13 protein-coding genes and 1 riboswitch are annotated in these 16870 nt (G+C 49.4%); of the genes, 8 read left to right on the top strand and 5 right to left on the bottom strand.

Translation table 11 applies throughout. From position 1 onward, the window contains the following. Positions 1–221: 221 nt before the first annotated feature. Both AC58UW_RS16600 and AC58UW_RS16595 read left to right on the top strand, forming a co-directional pair. On the top strand, positions 222–2456 hold the full coding sequence (locus AC58UW_RS16600; protein WP_497421749.1) for a sensor histidine kinase: 2235 nt from the start codon (positions 222–224) through the stop codon (positions 2454–2456). Then, entirely contained in the window at positions 2425–3126 is a 702-nt protein-coding gene (locus AC58UW_RS16595; RefSeq protein ID WP_497421748.1) for a response regulator transcription factor, read from the top strand. Before AC58UW_RS16600 ends, AC58UW_RS16595 begins: the two co-directional genes overlap by 32 nt. Before the next feature lie 374 nt (positions 3127–3500). On the opposite strand, the gene AC58UW_RS16590 is transcribed toward AC58UW_RS16595, so the two are convergent. Then, positions 3501–4274 (bottom strand): hypothetical protein, encoded by a 774-nt coding sequence (locus tag AC58UW_RS16590; protein WP_497421747.1) that lies wholly within the window; start codon positions 4272–4274, stop codon positions 3501–3503. 47 nt (positions 4275–4321) lie between these two features. Then, the gene (locus AC58UW_RS16585) at positions 4322–4609 is read right to left on the bottom strand and encodes a hypothetical protein (RefSeq protein ID WP_497421746.1); all 288 of its coding nucleotides are present in this window, start codon (positions 4607–4609) and stop codon (positions 4322–4324) included. A 240-nt stretch (positions 4610–4849) separates the two neighbouring features. Between AC58UW_RS16585 and AC58UW_RS16580 the strand changes: the two genes are divergently transcribed. Beyond that, a complete protein-coding gene (locus AC58UW_RS16580; RefSeq protein ID WP_497421745.1) occupies positions 4850–5173 on the top strand; it encodes a hypothetical protein in 324 nt (107 codons plus the stop codon). Positions 5174–5195: 22 nt separating this feature from the next. On the opposite strand, the gene AC58UW_RS16575 is transcribed toward AC58UW_RS16580, so the two are convergent. The 3 genes from AC58UW_RS16575 to AC58UW_RS16565 all read right to left on the bottom strand — a co-directional run bounded on the left by AC58UW_RS16575 (position 5196) and on the right by AC58UW_RS16565 (position 8783). Next, positions 5196–6344 carry a YncE family protein gene (locus tag AC58UW_RS16575; RefSeq protein WP_497421744.1) on the bottom strand — a complete coding sequence of 383 codons (1149 nt, stop codon included), beginning with the start codon at positions 6342–6344 and terminating at the stop codon, positions 5196–5198. A 77-nt stretch (positions 6345–6421) separates the two neighbouring features. Then, on the bottom strand, positions 6422–7903 hold the full coding sequence (locus tag AC58UW_RS16570) for an S-layer homology domain-containing protein (RefSeq protein ID WP_497421743.1): 1482 nt from the start codon (positions 7901–7903) through the stop codon (positions 6422–6424). A gap of 277 nt (positions 7904–8180) precedes the next feature. Next, the gene (locus AC58UW_RS16565) at positions 8181–8783 is read right to left on the bottom strand and encodes a biotin transporter BioY (RefSeq protein ID WP_497421742.1); all 603 of its coding nucleotides are present in this window, start codon (positions 8781–8783) and stop codon (positions 8181–8183) included. A gap of 124 nt (positions 8784–8907) precedes the next feature. Between AC58UW_RS16565 and AC58UW_RS16560 the strand changes: the two genes are divergently transcribed. From AC58UW_RS16560 to AC58UW_RS16540, 5 genes are all read left to right on the top strand, one after another. Beyond that, on the top strand, positions 8908–9744 hold the full coding sequence (locus tag AC58UW_RS16560) for an energy-coupling factor ABC transporter ATP-binding protein (RefSeq protein WP_497421741.1): 837 nt from the start codon (positions 8908–8910) through the stop codon (positions 9742–9744). Then, positions 9735–11402 carry an ATP-binding cassette domain-containing protein gene (locus tag AC58UW_RS16555; protein ID WP_497421740.1) on the top strand — a complete coding sequence of 556 codons (1668 nt, stop codon included), beginning with the start codon at positions 9735–9737 and terminating at the stop codon, positions 11400–11402. The genes AC58UW_RS16560 and AC58UW_RS16555 overlap by 10 nt, the downstream gene beginning before the upstream one ends. 136 nt (positions 11403–11538) lie before the next feature. Beyond that, positions 11539–12324: an EcsC family protein gene (locus AC58UW_RS16550; RefSeq protein WP_497421739.1), complete on the top strand. Its 786-nt coding sequence runs from the start codon at positions 11539–11541 to the stop codon at positions 12322–12324. 1002 nt (positions 12325–13326) lie between these two features. Further along, positions 13327–14556, top strand: coding sequence for an NAD(P)/FAD-dependent oxidoreductase (locus AC58UW_RS16545; RefSeq protein ID WP_497421738.1), 1230 nt, complete (start codon positions 13327–13329; stop codon positions 14554–14556). Positions 14557–14741: 185 nt separating this feature from the next. Then, positions 14742–14902: riboswitch (cyclic di-AMP (ydaO/yuaA leader) on the top strand. 97 nt (positions 14903–14999) lie between these two features. Next, positions 15000–16835, top strand: coding sequence for an APC family permease (locus AC58UW_RS16540; RefSeq protein WP_497421737.1), 1836 nt, complete (start codon positions 15000–15002; stop codon positions 16833–16835). Positions 16836–16870 lie beyond the last annotated feature (35 nt).

The following is a 16870-nucleotide window of genomic DNA, read 5'->3' as shown; positions in this document are numbered from 1 at the left end:
GGTCGACCCTGGGATCCAAGCACCTCACGGGTAAAAAAAAGAGACCCACAGCAACGGGCTGCGGGTCTAAGTATATATATTTTAAAGGGGGGTTGAGACTTATTATAGGCCTAGTTCATTAAAAGCAGATGAAAAACACATTTCATTTTCATTACATTTTTTCTAATGATAAAATAGAGAGATCAAGGAAGGGCGGGGGAACGGTTTTGAAGCATTATTCCATGCGATCACATTTGACAGTAACGTTTGCCATCATGGCGATGATTCCGATCCTGATTCTTGGCTCCTTTCAGGTCTCCCAAATCACACATATTACGCAGGAGTCCAATCGGAATCAGCAGTTGACGACTTACCGGCTAGGTGACGCCGTGCAGGATTATATGTACTACCACCGCAACGCGGTTGAAACGCTGGCGGCCACGATTTCAGCCTCGGATGCGGCCTTTCGGACGCGCGAGAGCTTGACGTTGAAGCTCCAGTCGCTGCAGCAGAATTTGGCGGGTTTCTCAGGCATATATGTGGTTGACCCTAATAGCCTGATCAAGGCTACGCATAACACAGCGAATGATTCGCTGATAGGTACTGATGTGAAGGATCGGGACTACACCAAACGGGTGCAAACCGCGCAAAATACGATTATCTCGTCACTGTTCCTTGGTCCTGAGGGGTTGAATCAGCCGGCTGTTGCGATTGCGGTACCCATCTATAAAGGAAATAAGCAGCCTGATGGTTTCGTGCTCGCTGTGCTGGAGCTTACGCCGATCAAGGAGCTTGTGACGAAATACGATTACGGCAAAGAAGCGTATCCCGTTGTGCTGGATCATGGGGGCAAGCCCATCTATCATCCTAATAGCGCGTTGACTGAAAAGTTGGCGGATTTATCTCAGGAGCCAGTCGTTGCAGACGCACGGGCTCAGAAGCAAGGGGAAGGAACTTACGAACTAAGCAACTCTAAGCAAAAAGAGCTGATTACTTACAAAGCCATCCCTGATATCGATTGGATCGTTTGGGTGAGCAAGTCCAAGGCAGCGGTTAATGCCGCTTTTACCGAATCGCTGAGCATTACCCTCTTGCTGTTGGTGGTTACGCTTATTTTGACAGTGCTGCTGGGCAGTCTTTTGGCCAAAAGGCTGAACGGTACGATTCACGCTTTAGTCGGATACACGCAGCGTTTGGCAGGCGGCACTTTCATGGAGCCAGGCGGCAAAGTCATTCCGAAAGGGGCACCGCTGGAGCTGCAATTGCTGGCGGATCATTTCTTCAAGATGGCGGAGCAGATCAAGGAGAATCAAGGCGCGCTGCTTCAGCTCAACAGTGAGCTGGAGGATCGTGTCGAAGAGAGGACTCAGCGGCTGCAGGACGAGCATGCAACTTTAAATGCGGTGCTGGAGAGCATGTCCGATGCCGTTGTATTGATCGATATGGAACATCAAGTGGTGTATGCCAATCATCGGATGGCTGAAATTTTCGCTATTCCGATGCCTCAACTGGCGAGTATGCAGGAATCGGCGTTGTTCGAACGTATCGCACTGCTGCTTCCTGAACGTCAGGATGAACTGGAGAAATTGACAGCGGGGCCGAGGGTTCAGGGGACTTTTATAGTGAAAAGTGGTCTGGGCAAGGAACGTTTTATGATGGTTTCAGCTTTTCAGGTGGCGAGAGAAGGGCGAGTTTTTGGCCGTGGCTATGTGTGGCGTGATATGACGAAGGAGCATGAAATCGATGCTTTGAAAAATGATCTGATCTCACTTGCCTCCCATGAGTTCAAAACGCCCATCACCAGCATACGCGGCAGCGTAGAGACGCTGCTTCGAGTTGATGCGCAGTGGGAAGAAAGCTTCAAGCAGGAGCTGCTCCAAGGGATTCATGAGGATATCGGGCGCATTCAGGATCTGATCGACGACTGGCTGGATATTTCCAAAATCGATTCTGGCGCCATGCGGATCAACCCGCAGCCCCTTCGTGTGGAAGCCGTTGTCGAAAGTGCCAGGCGAAGACTTCCGCAGCAGGCGAATGACATGCATACGCAGTTCGAGGTGCATGTGGCGGAGAATACGCCGTTCATTTATGCAGATAAACTGCGGATGGAGCAGGTACTCGTGAACTTGTTCACGAATGCTGTTCGGTATAATAGGCAGCATCCGATTATCCAGGTTACAGCTCATGCTGATGAGCATTTTGTGAGGATAGATGTGAAGGATAACGGCATCGGCATCGCTGAGGAGCACATTGACAAGCTCTTTGACCGGTTCTACCGGGTAGATGTTTCTTCGAGAAGTCAATCCGGGGGGACAGGGCTGGGTCTGGCGATCTGTAAAGGCATCATGCATGCGCACGGCGGTGAGGTACATGTGTCAAGTAAACTTGGTGAGGGCAGCACATTTACTCTCTCCATACCGAGGTTTGTAGGGGAGGAGAACGGACATGAACAAGAAGAAAATCATGATCGTCGATGATGAACCGAAAATTGTGCGTTTCGTCGCGGCGAATCTTAAATCGTTGGATTTTGAAACGTTGACCTGTCAAAGCGGGGCAGAGGCGCTCGAGAAAGCCGAAGAGTTCGATCCGGATTTAATCTTGCTTGATCTGATGATGCCGGGTATGGACGGGTTCGATGTGTTAAAAAGACTGCGCTCCTACTCCAGCGTTCCGGTCATTATGCTGACTGCACGCAGCAATGGAGCGGACAAAGTGCAGGGGCTCAACCTCGGAGCGGACGACTATTTGACGAAGCCTTTCTCCTTGGACGAGTTATTCGCCCGAGTGAATGCTGTGCTGCGGCGCATGGATGGCCGCATGGCCCCTCCGGTCACCACGAGCGAAATCACGCTCGGCCCTGTGACCGCGAACCTTGCCCAGCGCCGTATCTGGCTGGGCAATACCGAGGTGAAGTTCACGGAGACCGAGTACAACTTGTTTGCACTGCTTTTGCAGCATGCGGGGAAAGTTATGACCCATGAGCAGCTGCTCAGCGAGGTTTGGGGAAGCGAATACCGCGATGAGGTCGAGTACTTGCGGGTTACCATCGCCCGCATCCGGCAGAAGATCAAAAGCGCAGCGGAAGGCGCTGCTGCGGAGCTAATCGTAACCTACCCGGGGGTAGGTTACATGGCGAAGAAGGTGTGATTGTGAAAATCCCCCTTGTCTGATGTTTATCAGATGAGGGGGATTTTTTGTTTGTGGGGCGCAGATGTTAAGTCAATTTTTCAGCACGGATAGGAACTCAGTTTGCTTTCCGAAATAGTGTCCTATAATGCAGTGCAAGACGTTATTAAAGCCAACTAAGGCGCGTTATATCCTAAACATAACGCCACTATTAGGCTTTGTACCGATTAGTAGTCATAGTTTATTTGCTTTCCAATTACCAAGACACTACTTGTTGAACCATATCTGAAATGTGTCGAAGCTTCTGTTTGCAACACAGCATATGTACCAGTTGAAGCCCAACCTGTACCAGGTTGAAACTTCGTCGGGTTGTCTATATCGTATTCAAGTCCGTTTCATACTTTATTATAAGCTCTCCAGGTAATGTGGTCTGTAGTTTGACCACCACTTTGATCAATATCGACACTATCGCCGCTACTACTATTTGGAACAAAAGTCCATGATACCCCCCAGGGCAGGCCGATTTGTACTTCAGTTCCATTTACATTACTTGTTCCATCGGGACCCCAGTCAACTAGGTTATCTGAACTGTATACTGTATAGTGTTCGGCATTAATATCTTGAAAAGTACCACAGCTAGAACCATTTGGACATGAAACTTCTAAGTTCTCTCTAAGGTAGAAATAATCATAGGTTGGATCAGTATCTGCAGTAGTATTTCTCTTTAATATGAAGTCAGCATTTAGTTTTGCTCTTAAAATTGAAGTGCCTGAACTATTTTGGGCATAATAAGTTGAATTTACACTATATTCTGCCCAAACCGTTGTGTCATCATTATATCCTAATGCAGTAACTTCGGAGTCTGTTCCTTTCTTTGAAACGTCAGCTATTTTTGTATTGTCACCTTTCGTTTTTAACTTCTTTTTAAAACTAAGAATATCTTGGACGGCGAGGTCGAAGGTTACTGTAATTGGCTTTTCAGCAATGTCAACAGATTTAATATTAGAATTAAACTGTTCTTTTCCGTTTTTAAAACCTACTACTGACCATTTTTCATCTATTTGTTTAGTTGAAGCTTTATCACTTTTTTCTGTTTTTGTCTTTTCATCTAATGGGATATTCAAACCTAGTTCTTTATAAAGGTCTTTTAGTCTTATTTCGTCGCCCACAATATATACCTCATGACCGCCTTGAACTAGTTGTGCTACTTCATCATTTATCTGATCGTAGCCAAATACAATGGCTCATCTTCTTTTAGTGAAGTTAGAGATGTTTCTGAAGTAATATCATAATCACTAAGCAGCCCTTTGAGTTCCTCATCAAAACTTTCTCTTGCTTTGAGTTGATCTGGAACGTTAATTTGATAAATCGCTTCTAGACCTTTGCCTTGGTAGACTTTCAAAACTTCCTTTGGGTTTTCTTTTGCCAGAGCCAAAGAATTCGTGCTCAATGTTAATAAAACCCCTGCACAAATTAATGACTTTAGCATTTTGGTAAATTTCATTTAAATACCTACTCTCTATGAGTTATTTTAATTTCATAGAAAATATACCATATTTTAGGAGAATATTTATAAGTGTTTTATTTAAAAGTTATAAAATAAATTTAATGCTTTTCGACATTTAAGTATTATTTAATTGTTGAAAACAAAGAAATTGACGAAAGAAGTAATTTCTATTCTTTTGTTTTAACTACCGAAATTTTTATATATAATATATTATTATACAAAAAAAGGAGATTATTGATGATGATTGATAAGTATACAAAATTAATATTGGCAGGCATACTCTGTTGTCTTATTGTAATTGCTGTTAAACCACAACCCGTAATTAAATTGCAAGGTGCATCAACAAGCCCTCCTACGGAAATAAGATTGAATTCTCCCGCCTTCATTCAAATTGACGTGAATACGATTGGTATAAAAGACCCTGGAAGTGCTACTGGTAATCCCGAGCAATTACTCCTGTTTGAATATGAAAAAGACACTAAAAATTTTAAATATGTGAATACATTTAATTATGCAGATTATTTAAATCATCCCGAAAAGTATGGAATCCCCAAGAAATAGCCACCTCGATAGTGTGATAATTTCACTCCGAAAGCAGCTGCACATCCAGCGGATAGTCCGGCACCTCGAAGTCGCGGACAGCCCCAGAGACCAGGTCCACCACAGTCATCCCATTCCAGCCAGTATCTGCATAAGTGACTCCGCCGGTGAGGTAAGCATAACGTCCATCCGCACTAGTGGCGACCATCTGGTGAATACGCTCCAGCGGGAAAATCTTCTCGACATACGTTGCGACGTCAAGCACAGTCAAGTTAGGCTTGCCGGTAGCACTTCCCGCTGCGCCAATGCCAACGATGAGCAGCTGCTTGCCATCGGCCGTCAGGGCCACGCCTTCTTGGTGCGTGTTGCCCGTCAGCGGCTTCGTCTCGTACTTGCCGCTAGCAGGGTCGAGCACGACGAGGCCACGCCCCTGATACGGCAAGAGCAGGCGGCCGTCGGCACGAACCGCCGCGTAATGCGGCTTCTCGAAGCCGCCTTTGCCGAAGGGAGCCACCTCAAGGGTGCGAGCCTCGAGCTGCACAGGATCGACAGCCGTCACGGAGTAGGAGTCGTGATCGATGCTGTAGACCTCGCGGCCGTCCGAGCTAGTCACCACATCGAACGGCCGCACGCCTACAGCGACACTGCCTTTCATAGCGAGTTGCTTCTCGTCCATGATCTCCAGTTGGCTTTTCACGCTACCGCCGCGACCGGTCAAGTACACGCCGACATAGACGGAATTGCCGTCAGGAGATACGGCAATTCCCATCCCACCGGGACGGTACTCGCCGTATTGTGGCTTGCCAATAGCATCTGCCGCCTGATAAGGAACTAACGCAATACGTTTGCGCTGCTGTGTATCCACGACAGCGACGCCTTCCGCGGTAGATATATAGGCGCGATGATTAGGACCTTCGGCAATGGCAAAAGGCGCCTTGCCAACCGTCAGCTTTGCGAATTGTCCCGTAGCCGGGTCAAGAAATGACATATAATCACTCTTAGAGTGAGTAACAAGCAATGTTTCCGCCACAGGCACAGTTGTTGGTGCTGGTGGAGCAGTAGGTGTTGCGGTGGTTGCGCTTGGAGTTGCAGCTGGCACAGCTACAGGCGCAGGTGCCGGGCGCGAACTGCAGCCAACCACGATAAGAGCGAGCGTCACCATAGCGAATAACGCACGATTTTTGGACAGCATATCATTCACCTCATTGGAATGGATGGTAGAACAAAAGGAGCACCTCATACAAGGCACTCCTTTCCTTAGCTCTTACTTTATTTCGCAACAGTCAAAGTTACTCCCGCAGCCGAAGCCGTAGCCCACTTGCCTTCTGGAGCGACAGTGTACGTCATACCTGGCACAAGTTGGCCATTATTAAGCAAAGCGAAAGTACCTACCGCACCTTTACGCGTAGTCAGCGTGTATTCTGCTGTCAGAACAGCACCGTCTGTACCCGTCAAAGTAACGCGGCGTGAAACGAAGATTTCATCCTTTGGATCCTGGGAAAGGGTCACGTTAATCGTTTTCGCATCCACTGCGGAAGCGGATTGAATCGTCAGCGGCGCGATGTCTTTCGCTGTGAATGTAGCATTTTTCAAAGTAGCCCAGTCCGCAGAAACGGTGTAAGTCACAACTGGCTTCAATGTTTCGCCGTTAGGCAGAAGGAATTTAGGCGCTTGGCGGCCATCGGTTGCTTGCGTGAATAGCAAATATTTAGCAGTCATCGGCGTGCCGCCCTCAGGAGTGATTTGCACCTCACGGTTACGCATCGAAGAAAGAATTTGATACGTCGTACCATTATATTGGTTCTTCTCATTTACGATAAAAGAACCTGGACGGCCTTTGGCATAGGCTGCAATGACATAACCATAGTCCGCTACACCATCAGCCAAGTGGGATTCCACCTCAAAAACATCATTAGCTACTTGCTGCGTGGAAGCCAAAGCAATCTTCTCAGTGCTCGCAGTGAAAGTCCCGGCAGGCTCACCTTTATAAGTTAGCGTGTAGGTGGTTCCGGCTTTTTGAGTTGGAACTGGCACAATGTAAGTTGAAGTAGATCCGGTTTTTAACCGTGGAACGTTGTTGATGGCTAGGCCGTTGTCAAAAACAAAGTTTTTGGACGCAGGTTCAAGTTCTAAATCTGCCGTAGGAATCGGTGCTGAGAAGGTGACTTGCAAAGTAATTGCGTTCAAAACCTCCAGCTTTGTCACATGGATTGGAGCTAATTGCTGCGCTTCGAAAATGAGAAGAGCGGCCTCACCGCGCGTCACTTGGCTGCTAGTTAAAGAAGCGTAACTCGGCAATTGCTGTACCGCAGCTGCATCAACTTTTAACATTTTCGCAATGATACCTGTCAGTTGCTCGGAAGAGATTGTAAGGCCGCCTTGGAATTGACCATTTGTGGAAGGAATAGCTCCTACTGATTCAAGGGCTGCCGCGAAGGAGTAGAACCAATCTCCTTTTGCTACATCGCTAAATGTAGTTGTTGCCGCTGTGTCCATGTTGATGTGCAGAGCGAGTGCGGCCATTTTGGCGATTTCTGCGCGAGTTACCGCTTGATTGGGAAGGAAGCTGTGATCCTCATAACCGGATAGTACTTGTTGCTCAGCCAATTTTTCAATGGCTGTTTGTACTTTGGCAGAGTTTGCGGCATCAGCGAAAGGGTTCGCGGCCATGGCATTGTAAGGAAGAATGGCGGACAAACCTACAGTTGCTGTAAGGGTTAAAGCGGCAATTATTTTTTTGTTATTTTTCATCTATAACACTCCTGTTCGATATAATGGGGTTGCTAGGTTTACAAAGTTGCCTTATGCTGTGTGCGAGATATCTGCATCGTGTGTCTTGCGTCGTGCTTGCTTACAAGATCAAGCTTACACGCCAGAGCATTACAATCGAATAAAAAATCAGACCTGCACATTACAAAAACGTAAAAATCGCCTGGCACCTGTCAGCAAGCAAAAAAAAGCCTTACCGCTCCAAGGAATGAGCAGTAAGGCTGAATTTTAACGATCTGTAGTACGATAAATCTCTTATTTACATACGGACATCCGTACGCTGCACAACGCTATGCGAAGAGGACCCCGTAAGCCGTTCTGGAGAAAACACTTGCCGAACCGGCACAATGATAAGCACAGCAACAACAGCTTTGATCGCATCCCCTAAGAGGAAGGGGTAACAGGCCGCAATCATCGCTTTTTCAAACGTATAAGACGGAATTTTGTTCATCAACCATGGAACTCCCGCAAGATAAAGGACGAGCGAACCGAAGATTTCAATCACGAGGAAGGCGGCTATGTAGCCCATAACGCCCTTCACACGAATACGCGGCAAGATCATACCAATCAACATGGCGGAGATCGGCCAGATCATAATAAAACCGCCCGTAGGTCCAAGCACGATGCCTAAACCGCCATTGCCGTGAAGCAGTGGAAAGCCAACAGCTGTCAAGATCACAACGAGAGCCATACTGAAGAAGCCGTAACGTGCTCCGAGCAAGCCGCCGGCAAGCATAACCGCTAGCGTTTGCAGAGTAATGGGTACAGGTGTAAAAGGCAGTGAGATGCTTGCAAAGCTGAATAAGACAAGGATTGCTGCAAAAAGTGCACTGAAAACAATGCCGCGCAAAGTGAGTTTCATATTGTTCATCGCTCCTGTTTCTGGTATTGTTTATGTATTGTCAACTTCAATTTATAACAATGGTTAACAATAAATCATTCAGATCATAGCATATCTTTTATGAAAGTGGAAGGACATTTTATATATGGCAAATCGAGAAATTGTGGCTTCTTTGCAGAGTGCCTCCGTCGTTTATCGCACACAATCAGAAGAGGGACGGCGCGTATGGTCGGACGTCTCTTTAGATATTTATAAAGGGGAATGGATGGTTGTAATCGGGCCAAACGGGAGCGGCAAAAGCACCCTAGCTAGCTGCCTCTTGGGCTTAAGTCCACTCTCTAGCGGAGAAATAGTACGCAAGGAACCTAGGCAGATTAGGGGCGTGCTTCAATTGCCGGATGCCCAGTTCGTTGGAGAAACTATTCAGGAGGAATTTGATTACCTGCCGGGCAAGCCGGATTTAACAGGGGAAGAACGCAATGCATGGTATCTCCAGAGCCTGTCAGCTGTGGGCTTGTCGTTACCGCTCGAACGAACGCTTACTACCTTATCAGGGGGGCAAAAGCAGTTGGTTAATCTAGCGGCCGCGCTTGCTCAACAACCCGAAATCCTAGTGCTGGACGAGCCGACGGCGATGCTAGACCCCGCAGCAAGACAGGGAGTCCGCCAAGCTGTACGCGAAGCTCATCAACGAGGTACAACCATTGTATGGATTACACATCGGCTGGAAGAAGTGGCGGATGCGACGCGTGTCATTGGGTTTGGCGAAAGGCGGATCACGTTTGATGGGGGACCGAGGGCTTTCTTTTATGGGGAAGAGGAAGATAAATCGCTGGAAAGATCACCTTGTTCGGAGCTAGGGCTCGACTCTCCCTATGTGGTGAAAACAGCCTTCGGCTTGCTGAATCATGGCTGTAAACTTCGCTTGCTTCCGCTGGATATGGATGAGCTGGCAGAGGCGGTGGCCAATACATGTCTATAGCGCTGCAAAACATACAGATCAATGTCCCGGATGATCCTAATCAGCAGCTGCTGAAAGATATCAGTTTTGAGCTTTCAGACGGTTCAGTTACCCTATTAATCGGTCATTCAGGTTCGGGCAAGTCGACGCTCCTTCAGGTGATGGCGGGCATTTTGGAGCCAGCGGCAGGAGGAATAACGCTTGATCAGCAGCCTTTGTGGGATAAAAGAAAGGTAGACCAAGCTCACCTCTTGCGGCTCGGCCTGATCTTTCAATTCCCGGAGCAGCAGCTGTTTGCCAGCAGCATTCGCGGGGAATTCGCCTACTCGCTGCGCCCATATCGGCTCACGGCGGACGAGCGCGAGCGCCGCATCCGCGCGGCCTGCGCAGATCTTGACCCCCGCGGCGTCTTCGCCCTGGAGCGGTCGCCGTTTGCCTTAAGCGGCGGCGAGCAGCGCCGGCTCGCGCTGGCGACAACCTTCGCCACGGCGCCGGATTGGCTCCTCATGGATGAGCCAACCGCCGGCCTCGAGGCGGCGGCCGTCCGCGAATTGCTGCGCATCATTCGCGCGAGCGAGCGTGGCGGCTTCCTCATCGCCACGCACGACCTGGACACGTTCCTGCCGATAGCAGACCGTGTCCTCGTTCTAGACCGCGGCGAGCTCGCCTTCGACGGCTCGCCGGAAGCGCTATGCCGCGCGCCGGAGCTGCTCGCGCGCGCGGGCGTTGGCCTCCCGAGCAGCGTGGAGGCCGCTCAAGCCTTGGCGCGGCACGGCATCGCCGTCGCGCCGGATCTGCTCACGCCGGAGCTGGCTGCTCCGGCGATCTTGCAGGCGCTGCGCGAACGCAGCAGCGCAAGTCCGGCGCCGGCGCCGCAAGCGGCAGCGCCGAAGCACGCGCGCGAAGCTCGCGTAGCGCCAGCGGCTGCGCCAGCCGCGTGGCTAGCGCGTGATCCGCGCGCGAAGTGGCTGCTCTACCTGCTGCTTGTCATCGGAACGATGCAGCTGCAGGTGTGGAGCGGCCTCGCGGCTTCTGCGGTGCTCCTCGGCCTATCGTGCCTCGGCCTACCGCGTGCCGCGATTCGCGGCAGCTGGAAGATCGCCGTGCCGTTCTTGATCTTCATGTTCATGTCGATCGCGCTGGCTGGCCTATCGTGGAGCGCAGCCGAGGGGCAGTTCCCGCTTGGCTTCGCGCTTGAGCGCGCATGGAGCGCAGCTTTCGTCCTCACGCGTCTGTTCTTGATCTTGATGGCCGGCTACTGGTTAGCTGTGTCTACACCGTATGGTCAGCTTGTTCAGGGACTGAACTGGGCGCTGTCCTTTTTCCGCAAAATGAAGCTGCCAGTGGAATCCTTCGCCTTGGCGGTCTCGCTCTTGTTTCGGTTCATCCCGCTTATTTTGCGGGAGTGGCAGCGCTTCTCGGCGATTGTGAGGGCTAGAGGCAAAGCGGCGATCAGGCCCGGCATGGTACGAATGCGGGATATTCCGGCGCTGGTCGTGCCGCTCCTGCTGGCCATGTTTCACAAAGCTGAGCAAATGACCATAGCGATGGAAATGAAAAAAATCGACGGTAAGCAGCAACTGCTGAAAAAAAGCACGTTAAGCTGGCAAGCTAAGGATACGCTGCTTGTTATTTGGAGCCTAGTTGTTTTTGGTGTGCTGATGCTTATGCGTCATTAATAATGGAGTAGGGGGAGCAGCTCTTTTGGAGGGGCTGCTCTTTTTGCTTGGCAGTTGTCGCGAATATGGGGAATCTTGAGCATGCAAAACCCGTATACTATACTTTGAATAAGAAACGTGGACGGCGGTGCCAAACATGAAGTTTTCGGATTACAGTATCTATGAGCAGCAAACGCTGCGTAAAGTGAAGCTCTGGGAAATTCGCCAACAGAAGGCTCCAAATAGGATTGAAAAAGCCTCGAAATCGGTCTCCACGAACATCAACAAGCTCATCCCGGAAAAAGTGCACAAAACGATCACGGCCACCGTCAGAGGGATGTTTCAGACGACTCTGTTCGGGATGAATTATATCCCTCAGAATGACCCGCTTGTAGGCGCTACTTTGGCTGAAAGTGATGCTAAAGCGGAGGAATTGCTATCGCTTTACAAAAAGATTGCGGCTGCCGAGGGAGCGGGTACGGGAGCTGGTGGGATTCTGCTCGGACTGGCGGACTTCCCGATTCTGATCGGAATCAAGTTGAAATTCCTGTTCGAGCTTGCACACGCCTATGGCTACTCCACGAAGGATTATAGAGAGCGCCTATTCATCTTATATGTGTTTCAAATCGCGTTCTCCAGTCCGACCAAGAAGCCGGCTCTACTGGACACGATCAAAAATTGGCACGAGATCGCAAGCGGTTTTCCACCAGCTGATGCCTATATGGATCAAGTGAATTGGCTGCAGCTCCAGCAGGAGTATCGGGATACAATTGATTTCCGTAAAATGCTGCAGCTTGTACCCGGCATCGGTGCTGTCGTGGGTGCGTGGGCGAATTTCGGCCTGCTCGAAGAGTTAGGCGTGGCAGGCATGAACAGCTTTCGCATTCGCCGTTTGGAGGATAAAGCGAGGTTGGATGCTGAGGGTGAGCAGAGCAGTGAGTGAGTGAGTGAGTGAGTGAGTGAGTGAGTGAGTGAGTGAGTGAGTGAGTGAGTGAGTGAGTCGAGTCCCGTTGGAGCAAATCCAATGGGAATGCGAATTTGCCCGCTAAAATGTTGGTTTTGTTGGATGAAATCCAATCCGTAGGGGGAATTGGCAGCCCTTTAGGCTGATTTCAAAGCGTCTCGTTGGATTTCGTCCAACGAAACGCGGGGATTACGCCTCAGGAGGGTGCTGCCGTTGGATTTCATCCAATGTGGGGTGAGTCAGTACTGCCGCACGGGCACCGTCTTCTCCCGAGACAGCCTAGTAGGCCGTCTCGGCGCCACCCGGCTAAGTTCCACCCAGTGAGACGGCCTTTTGTGCGCGCTCAGCTAGCTTTTGCTGCCGCACAGGCACCGTCTTCACTCGAGACAGCCTAGTAGGCCGTCTCGATCCCACCCGGCTAAGTTCCACCCAGTGAGACGGCCTTTTGTGCGCGCTCAGCTAGCTTTTGCTGCCGCACGGGCACCGTCTTCACTCGAGACAGCCTAATCGGCCGTCTCGACCCCACCCGGCTAAGTTCTACCCAGTGAGACGGCCTTTTGTGCGCGCTCAGCTAGCTTTTGCTGCCGCACGGGCACTGTCTTCGCCTGAGACAGCCTAGTAGGCCGTCTCGACCCCACCCGGCTACGTTCCACCCAGTGAGACGGCCTTGTGCGCGCTCAGCTGAATCGCTGCTCCTTCACCTGAGCCGCGCTAGTGCTATTTTCCAATCGTTCGTTTACACCATCGAATTGCTACTCAATCCGCCTGCCACATACAAAGCCACCAAGCATCGCAGCCTTTTTTGACCAAGCTGGGCAATATTCCAGTGATTTTCCGCAAGGAGGCACATATACTAAAAATGAGCAAACCATGTGCATTCCCTGAATAACTATGTGATTTTTTTCACATGACAACCTTGAATGGTTTGGTCGATCTTTTTCATATAGAAAAAAGATGATTTCATCGGAGGAGAGGATTCGAATGAGTAAACCGAAGGTGGTTATTCTAGGCGCTGGCTATGGTGGGCTTGTAACCGCAATAAGGCTGCAGAAGCTGATCAAAGCAGATGAAATAGCTGTCACACTGGTGAATAAGCACGACTATCACTACATGACGACGCATTTGCATATGCCGGCAGCTGGTACTGATCATCATGAAAATGCGCGTGTTGCCATTAAGGAACTGATCGATGAGCGGAAAATTCATTTCATCAAAGCGACGGTTCAGCAGATTTTGCCTGAGGAAAAGAAGGTTGTTCTGGCGGATGAAGTCCTCGCTTACGATTATCTGGTTGTGGGGCTTGGAAGTGAGACAGAGACCTTTGGCATTCCGGGACTGCGTGAACACGCCATGACGATTAATAGCATTAACAGTGTTCGTTTCATACGTCAGCATACGCAGTACATGTTCGCTAAATATAAATTGGATTCCAAGCATGCAGAGTACTTGACCATTGTCGTTGGAGGCGCCGGTTTCACAGGTACGGAGTTTGTAGGAGAATTAGCGGATCGGATTCCTGATCTTTGCCAGATGTTTGACGTCGATCCTTCACTTGTTCAGATCATTAATATCGAAGCGTCGCCTACCGCTTTGCCGCCAGGACTGCCGAATGACCTCGTGGAATACGGCATGGAAGTGATGCGCCGCAAAGGGGTTCAATATAAATTATCTACCGCAATTAAGGCATGCGAGCCCGGAGGCGTCCTCCTGGGGGATGGCCAATTCATTCCTGCCGGCACTGTCATTTGGTCGGGCGGTGTTCGGGGGAATTCCTTGCTGCAGGATGCGGGCTTCCACGTCCAACGCGGGAGGGTCAAAGTGGATGACTACTTGCGTTCCTTGCAGCACCCTGATGTTTTTATTACGGGAGATTGCTCGATTGTCATGAGCCCAGACGGCACGCCATACCCCGCCAATGCCCAAATCGCGGTCCAGCAGGGCTATAATACGGCAACAAACTTGCTCTATACCCTGAGGGGGAAACCCTTGCGACCTTTTGCCTATGATTACAAAGGGACGGTTGCCTCGCTTGGTCGCGGAGAAGCTATTGGCATCCTGAGGGTCAAAAAAGTGAAAGGCAAGCTGGCCGCATTCCTCAAAAAAATGATCGATGCCCGCTATTTATTTCTCATCGGCGGCATCCCTCTCATCTGCAAAAAGATGATTTTTAAGCAAAAACAAGCCACAAGAAAGCGTCATGTGAGAAATTAATTTTGCCAAAATACCCTAAAATCCACTTAATCAGACAATAAGCTAGTAAAAGGGAGATACCGAAAGTATTATGCCATTGTAAGCGGATTATCGAAAGAATGCGGGGAGGGAATAATCTTTTTTAAGATTTTTCTCTCCTTTACTATGAGCCAATAAGAGAGTAGTATCAACTCGTACGTTAACAGTTGAATATTTCGCTTAATTTTCTATTCAGAAAAGCGGGGGAACCATAGGTTTCAACGGGGTGAGTAAGGTGCGTCTTGTCGCATGCGGCAGCTACCTTTAGGGCAGATTTCTCGCAGCCCGAACCCGTCAGCTAACCTCGTAAGCGGTCGTGAGAAAGGAGAACATGTGGCTAAGCACAAGGTCTATCCTTGTGTTTTTTTGCGCTCAAAAATGGGAAATCAAGCTGAAAACTAGGTTATTTGGAGGAATTTCACAGCATGACAAGTGACTCATTGAAAAAGATTGTATTCGGTAAACCGCTGAAATCGGCGGAGCTGGAATCTGAGAAAATGCAGGTATGGAAGGCTCTGCCCATCCTATCTTCGGATGCCCTGTCTTCAGTGGCCTATGGCACGGAGCAGATTTTGCTAGAGCTTGCGACTGTTGGAATTGCTGCTTTTGCTTTCTCATTGCCGATTGCAATCTCGATTATTGCTTTAATCATGCTTCTTGTTTTAAGCTATCGCCAAGTGATTGAGGCCTATCCGATGGGCGGCGGAGCCTACATGGTGGCCAAGGAAAATTTGGGCATGATGTCGGGAAGACTGACTGGGGTTTCACTGCTGATTGATTACACGTTAACCGTTGCGGTTTCGATTTCGGCAGGTGTGCAGGCGATAACGTCCGCTTTCCCAGTTACAGTGCCTTATATTGTCCCCATAGCCTTAGTGCTTGTCTGGGTGATGGTGTGGCTGAATTTGCGGGGTACTTCTGAGTCCGGAACCGTGTTTGCGATTCCAACGTACTTTTTTATCCTGTGCATACTGCTCCTGATTGGTAAAGGGATCTTCGATATGCTGACAGGTTCCATGAACACGCATGAATTCCAGGTTGTTCCCAGCTCCATGACGAGCTCATTGACATTGTTTGTCATCCTTAAAGCCTTTTCATCCGGCTGCTCGGCCGTGACAGGCATTGAGGCGATTTCCGATGCGGTACCGCATTTCCGTACGCCATCTGTCAAAAATGCCAAGAGAACCCTGGCTTCCCTCGGAACTCTGCTGGCGATTGTCTTTGGCGGCGTCACCTTGCTGAGCTTGGGTTATGGGATTGCACCTGATCCGCACGGGCATACCTCGGTCTTGTCGATGGTTACGGAGCAAGCATTCGGGCGTGGAACCATGTATTATGCAACACAGATTGGCACCATGCTGATCCTGGTATTGGCTGCGAATACGAGCTTCAACGGATTTCCGATCTTGGCAAGCATTATGGCTCAGGATAAAAACTTCCCGCGCATGTTCTCGTACCGGGGAGATCGGTTGTCGTTCCACTACGGGATTGTAACGTTAGGTGTTTTGGCAAGTATTTTGCTCGTCATTTTCAAAGGAAAAACCGATGCACTCATTCCACTTTATGCGATTGGCGTCTTTTTATCTTTTACTCTTGCCCAAAGCGGTTTGGTTCGCAAATGGTTCAGAGAACGTCCGGCCGGCTGGATCGGCAAGTTCGTTATTAATGGTTTAGGGGGAATCGTTTCCCTTGCCGTTCTGATTATTTTCTGTATCACCAAATTTAGTGAAGGTGCTTGGATTGTTATTATTGTGACGCCGATTTTACTTTGGGGAATAACCAAAATTAGCAATCACTACGATGATGTGGCCAAACAGCTGCGCATTGATATCACGCAAGAACGCGTATGCACCAAAGAGCCTGTGATCATAGTGCCTGTAGCAGGCATTCACCGAGTGGTGGCGCAGTCATTGAATTATGCGAAATCTTTATCTCCAAATGTCATTGCTTTCTACGTATCATTTTCGGATGAGGATGAAGAAGCGATGCAGGAGAAATGGGATAAGTGGGACCCGGGTGTTCGGCTTGTTGTATTCAAATCCCGTTACCGCACCATTTTGAAGCCACTGGCAGAGTTTATTGAAAGAGTCGATACGCATGTATCGGAAAAGCAATCGATCATGGTGATCCTGCCCCAGTTCATGCCCAAAAAATGGTGGCACCGCCTGCTCCACAACCAGTCTGCCGCACGTATACGCTCGAAGCTGCAAGCCGATAAAGATATCGTCGTTGCGACGGTGCCCTATCATTTGCATGAGTAGAGGTGTACAATAAAAGGGTAAAACGGATGTTGAAA

This window comes from Paenibacillus sp. J22R160 (assembly GCF_059692135.1).
The sequence above is the reverse complement of the archived record's forward strand: the minus strand, read 5'-3'. Positions and strand labels throughout refer to the sequence as shown.

Excerpts from the sequence above, each read along its gene's own strand:
- AC58UW_RS16600 (WP_497421749.1), top strand. The coding sequence starts at position 222 with ATGCGATCACATTTGACAGTAACGTTTGCCATCATGGCGATGATTCCG.
- AC58UW_RS16595 (WP_497421748.1), top strand. The coding sequence starts at position 2,425 with ATGAACAAGAAGAAAATCATGATCGTCGATGATGAACCGAAAATTGTG.
- AC58UW_RS16585 (WP_497421746.1), bottom strand. The coding sequence starts at position 4,609 with ATGAAATTTACCAAAATGCTAAAGTCATTAATTTGTGCAGGGGTTTTA.
- AC58UW_RS16580 (WP_497421745.1), top strand. The coding sequence starts at position 4,850 with ATGATGATTGATAAGTATACAAAATTAATATTGGCAGGCATACTCTGT.
- AC58UW_RS16575 (WP_497421744.1), bottom strand. The coding sequence starts at position 6,344 with ATGCTGTCCAAAAATCGTGCGTTATTCGCTATGGTGACGCTCGCTCTT.
- AC58UW_RS16570 (WP_497421743.1), bottom strand. The coding sequence starts at position 7,903 with ATGAAAAATAACAAAAAAATAATTGCCGCTTTAACCCTTACAGCAACT.
- AC58UW_RS16565 (WP_497421742.1), bottom strand. The coding sequence starts at position 8,783 with ATGAAACTCACTTTGCGCGGCATTGTTTTCAGTGCACTTTTTGCAGCA.
- AC58UW_RS16560 (WP_497421741.1), top strand. The coding sequence starts at position 8,908 with ATGGCAAATCGAGAAATTGTGGCTTCTTTGCAGAGTGCCTCCGTCGTT.
- AC58UW_RS16555 (WP_497421740.1), top strand. The coding sequence starts at position 9,735 with ATGTCTATAGCGCTGCAAAACATACAGATCAATGTCCCGGATGATCCT.
- AC58UW_RS16550 (WP_497421739.1), top strand. The coding sequence starts at position 11,539 with ATGAAGTTTTCGGATTACAGTATCTATGAGCAGCAAACGCTGCGTAAA.
- AC58UW_RS16545 (WP_497421738.1), top strand. The coding sequence starts at position 13,327 with ATGAGTAAACCGAAGGTGGTTATTCTAGGCGCTGGCTATGGTGGGCTT.
- AC58UW_RS16540 (WP_497421737.1), top strand. The coding sequence starts at position 15,000 with ATGACAAGTGACTCATTGAAAAAGATTGTATTCGGTAAACCGCTGAAA.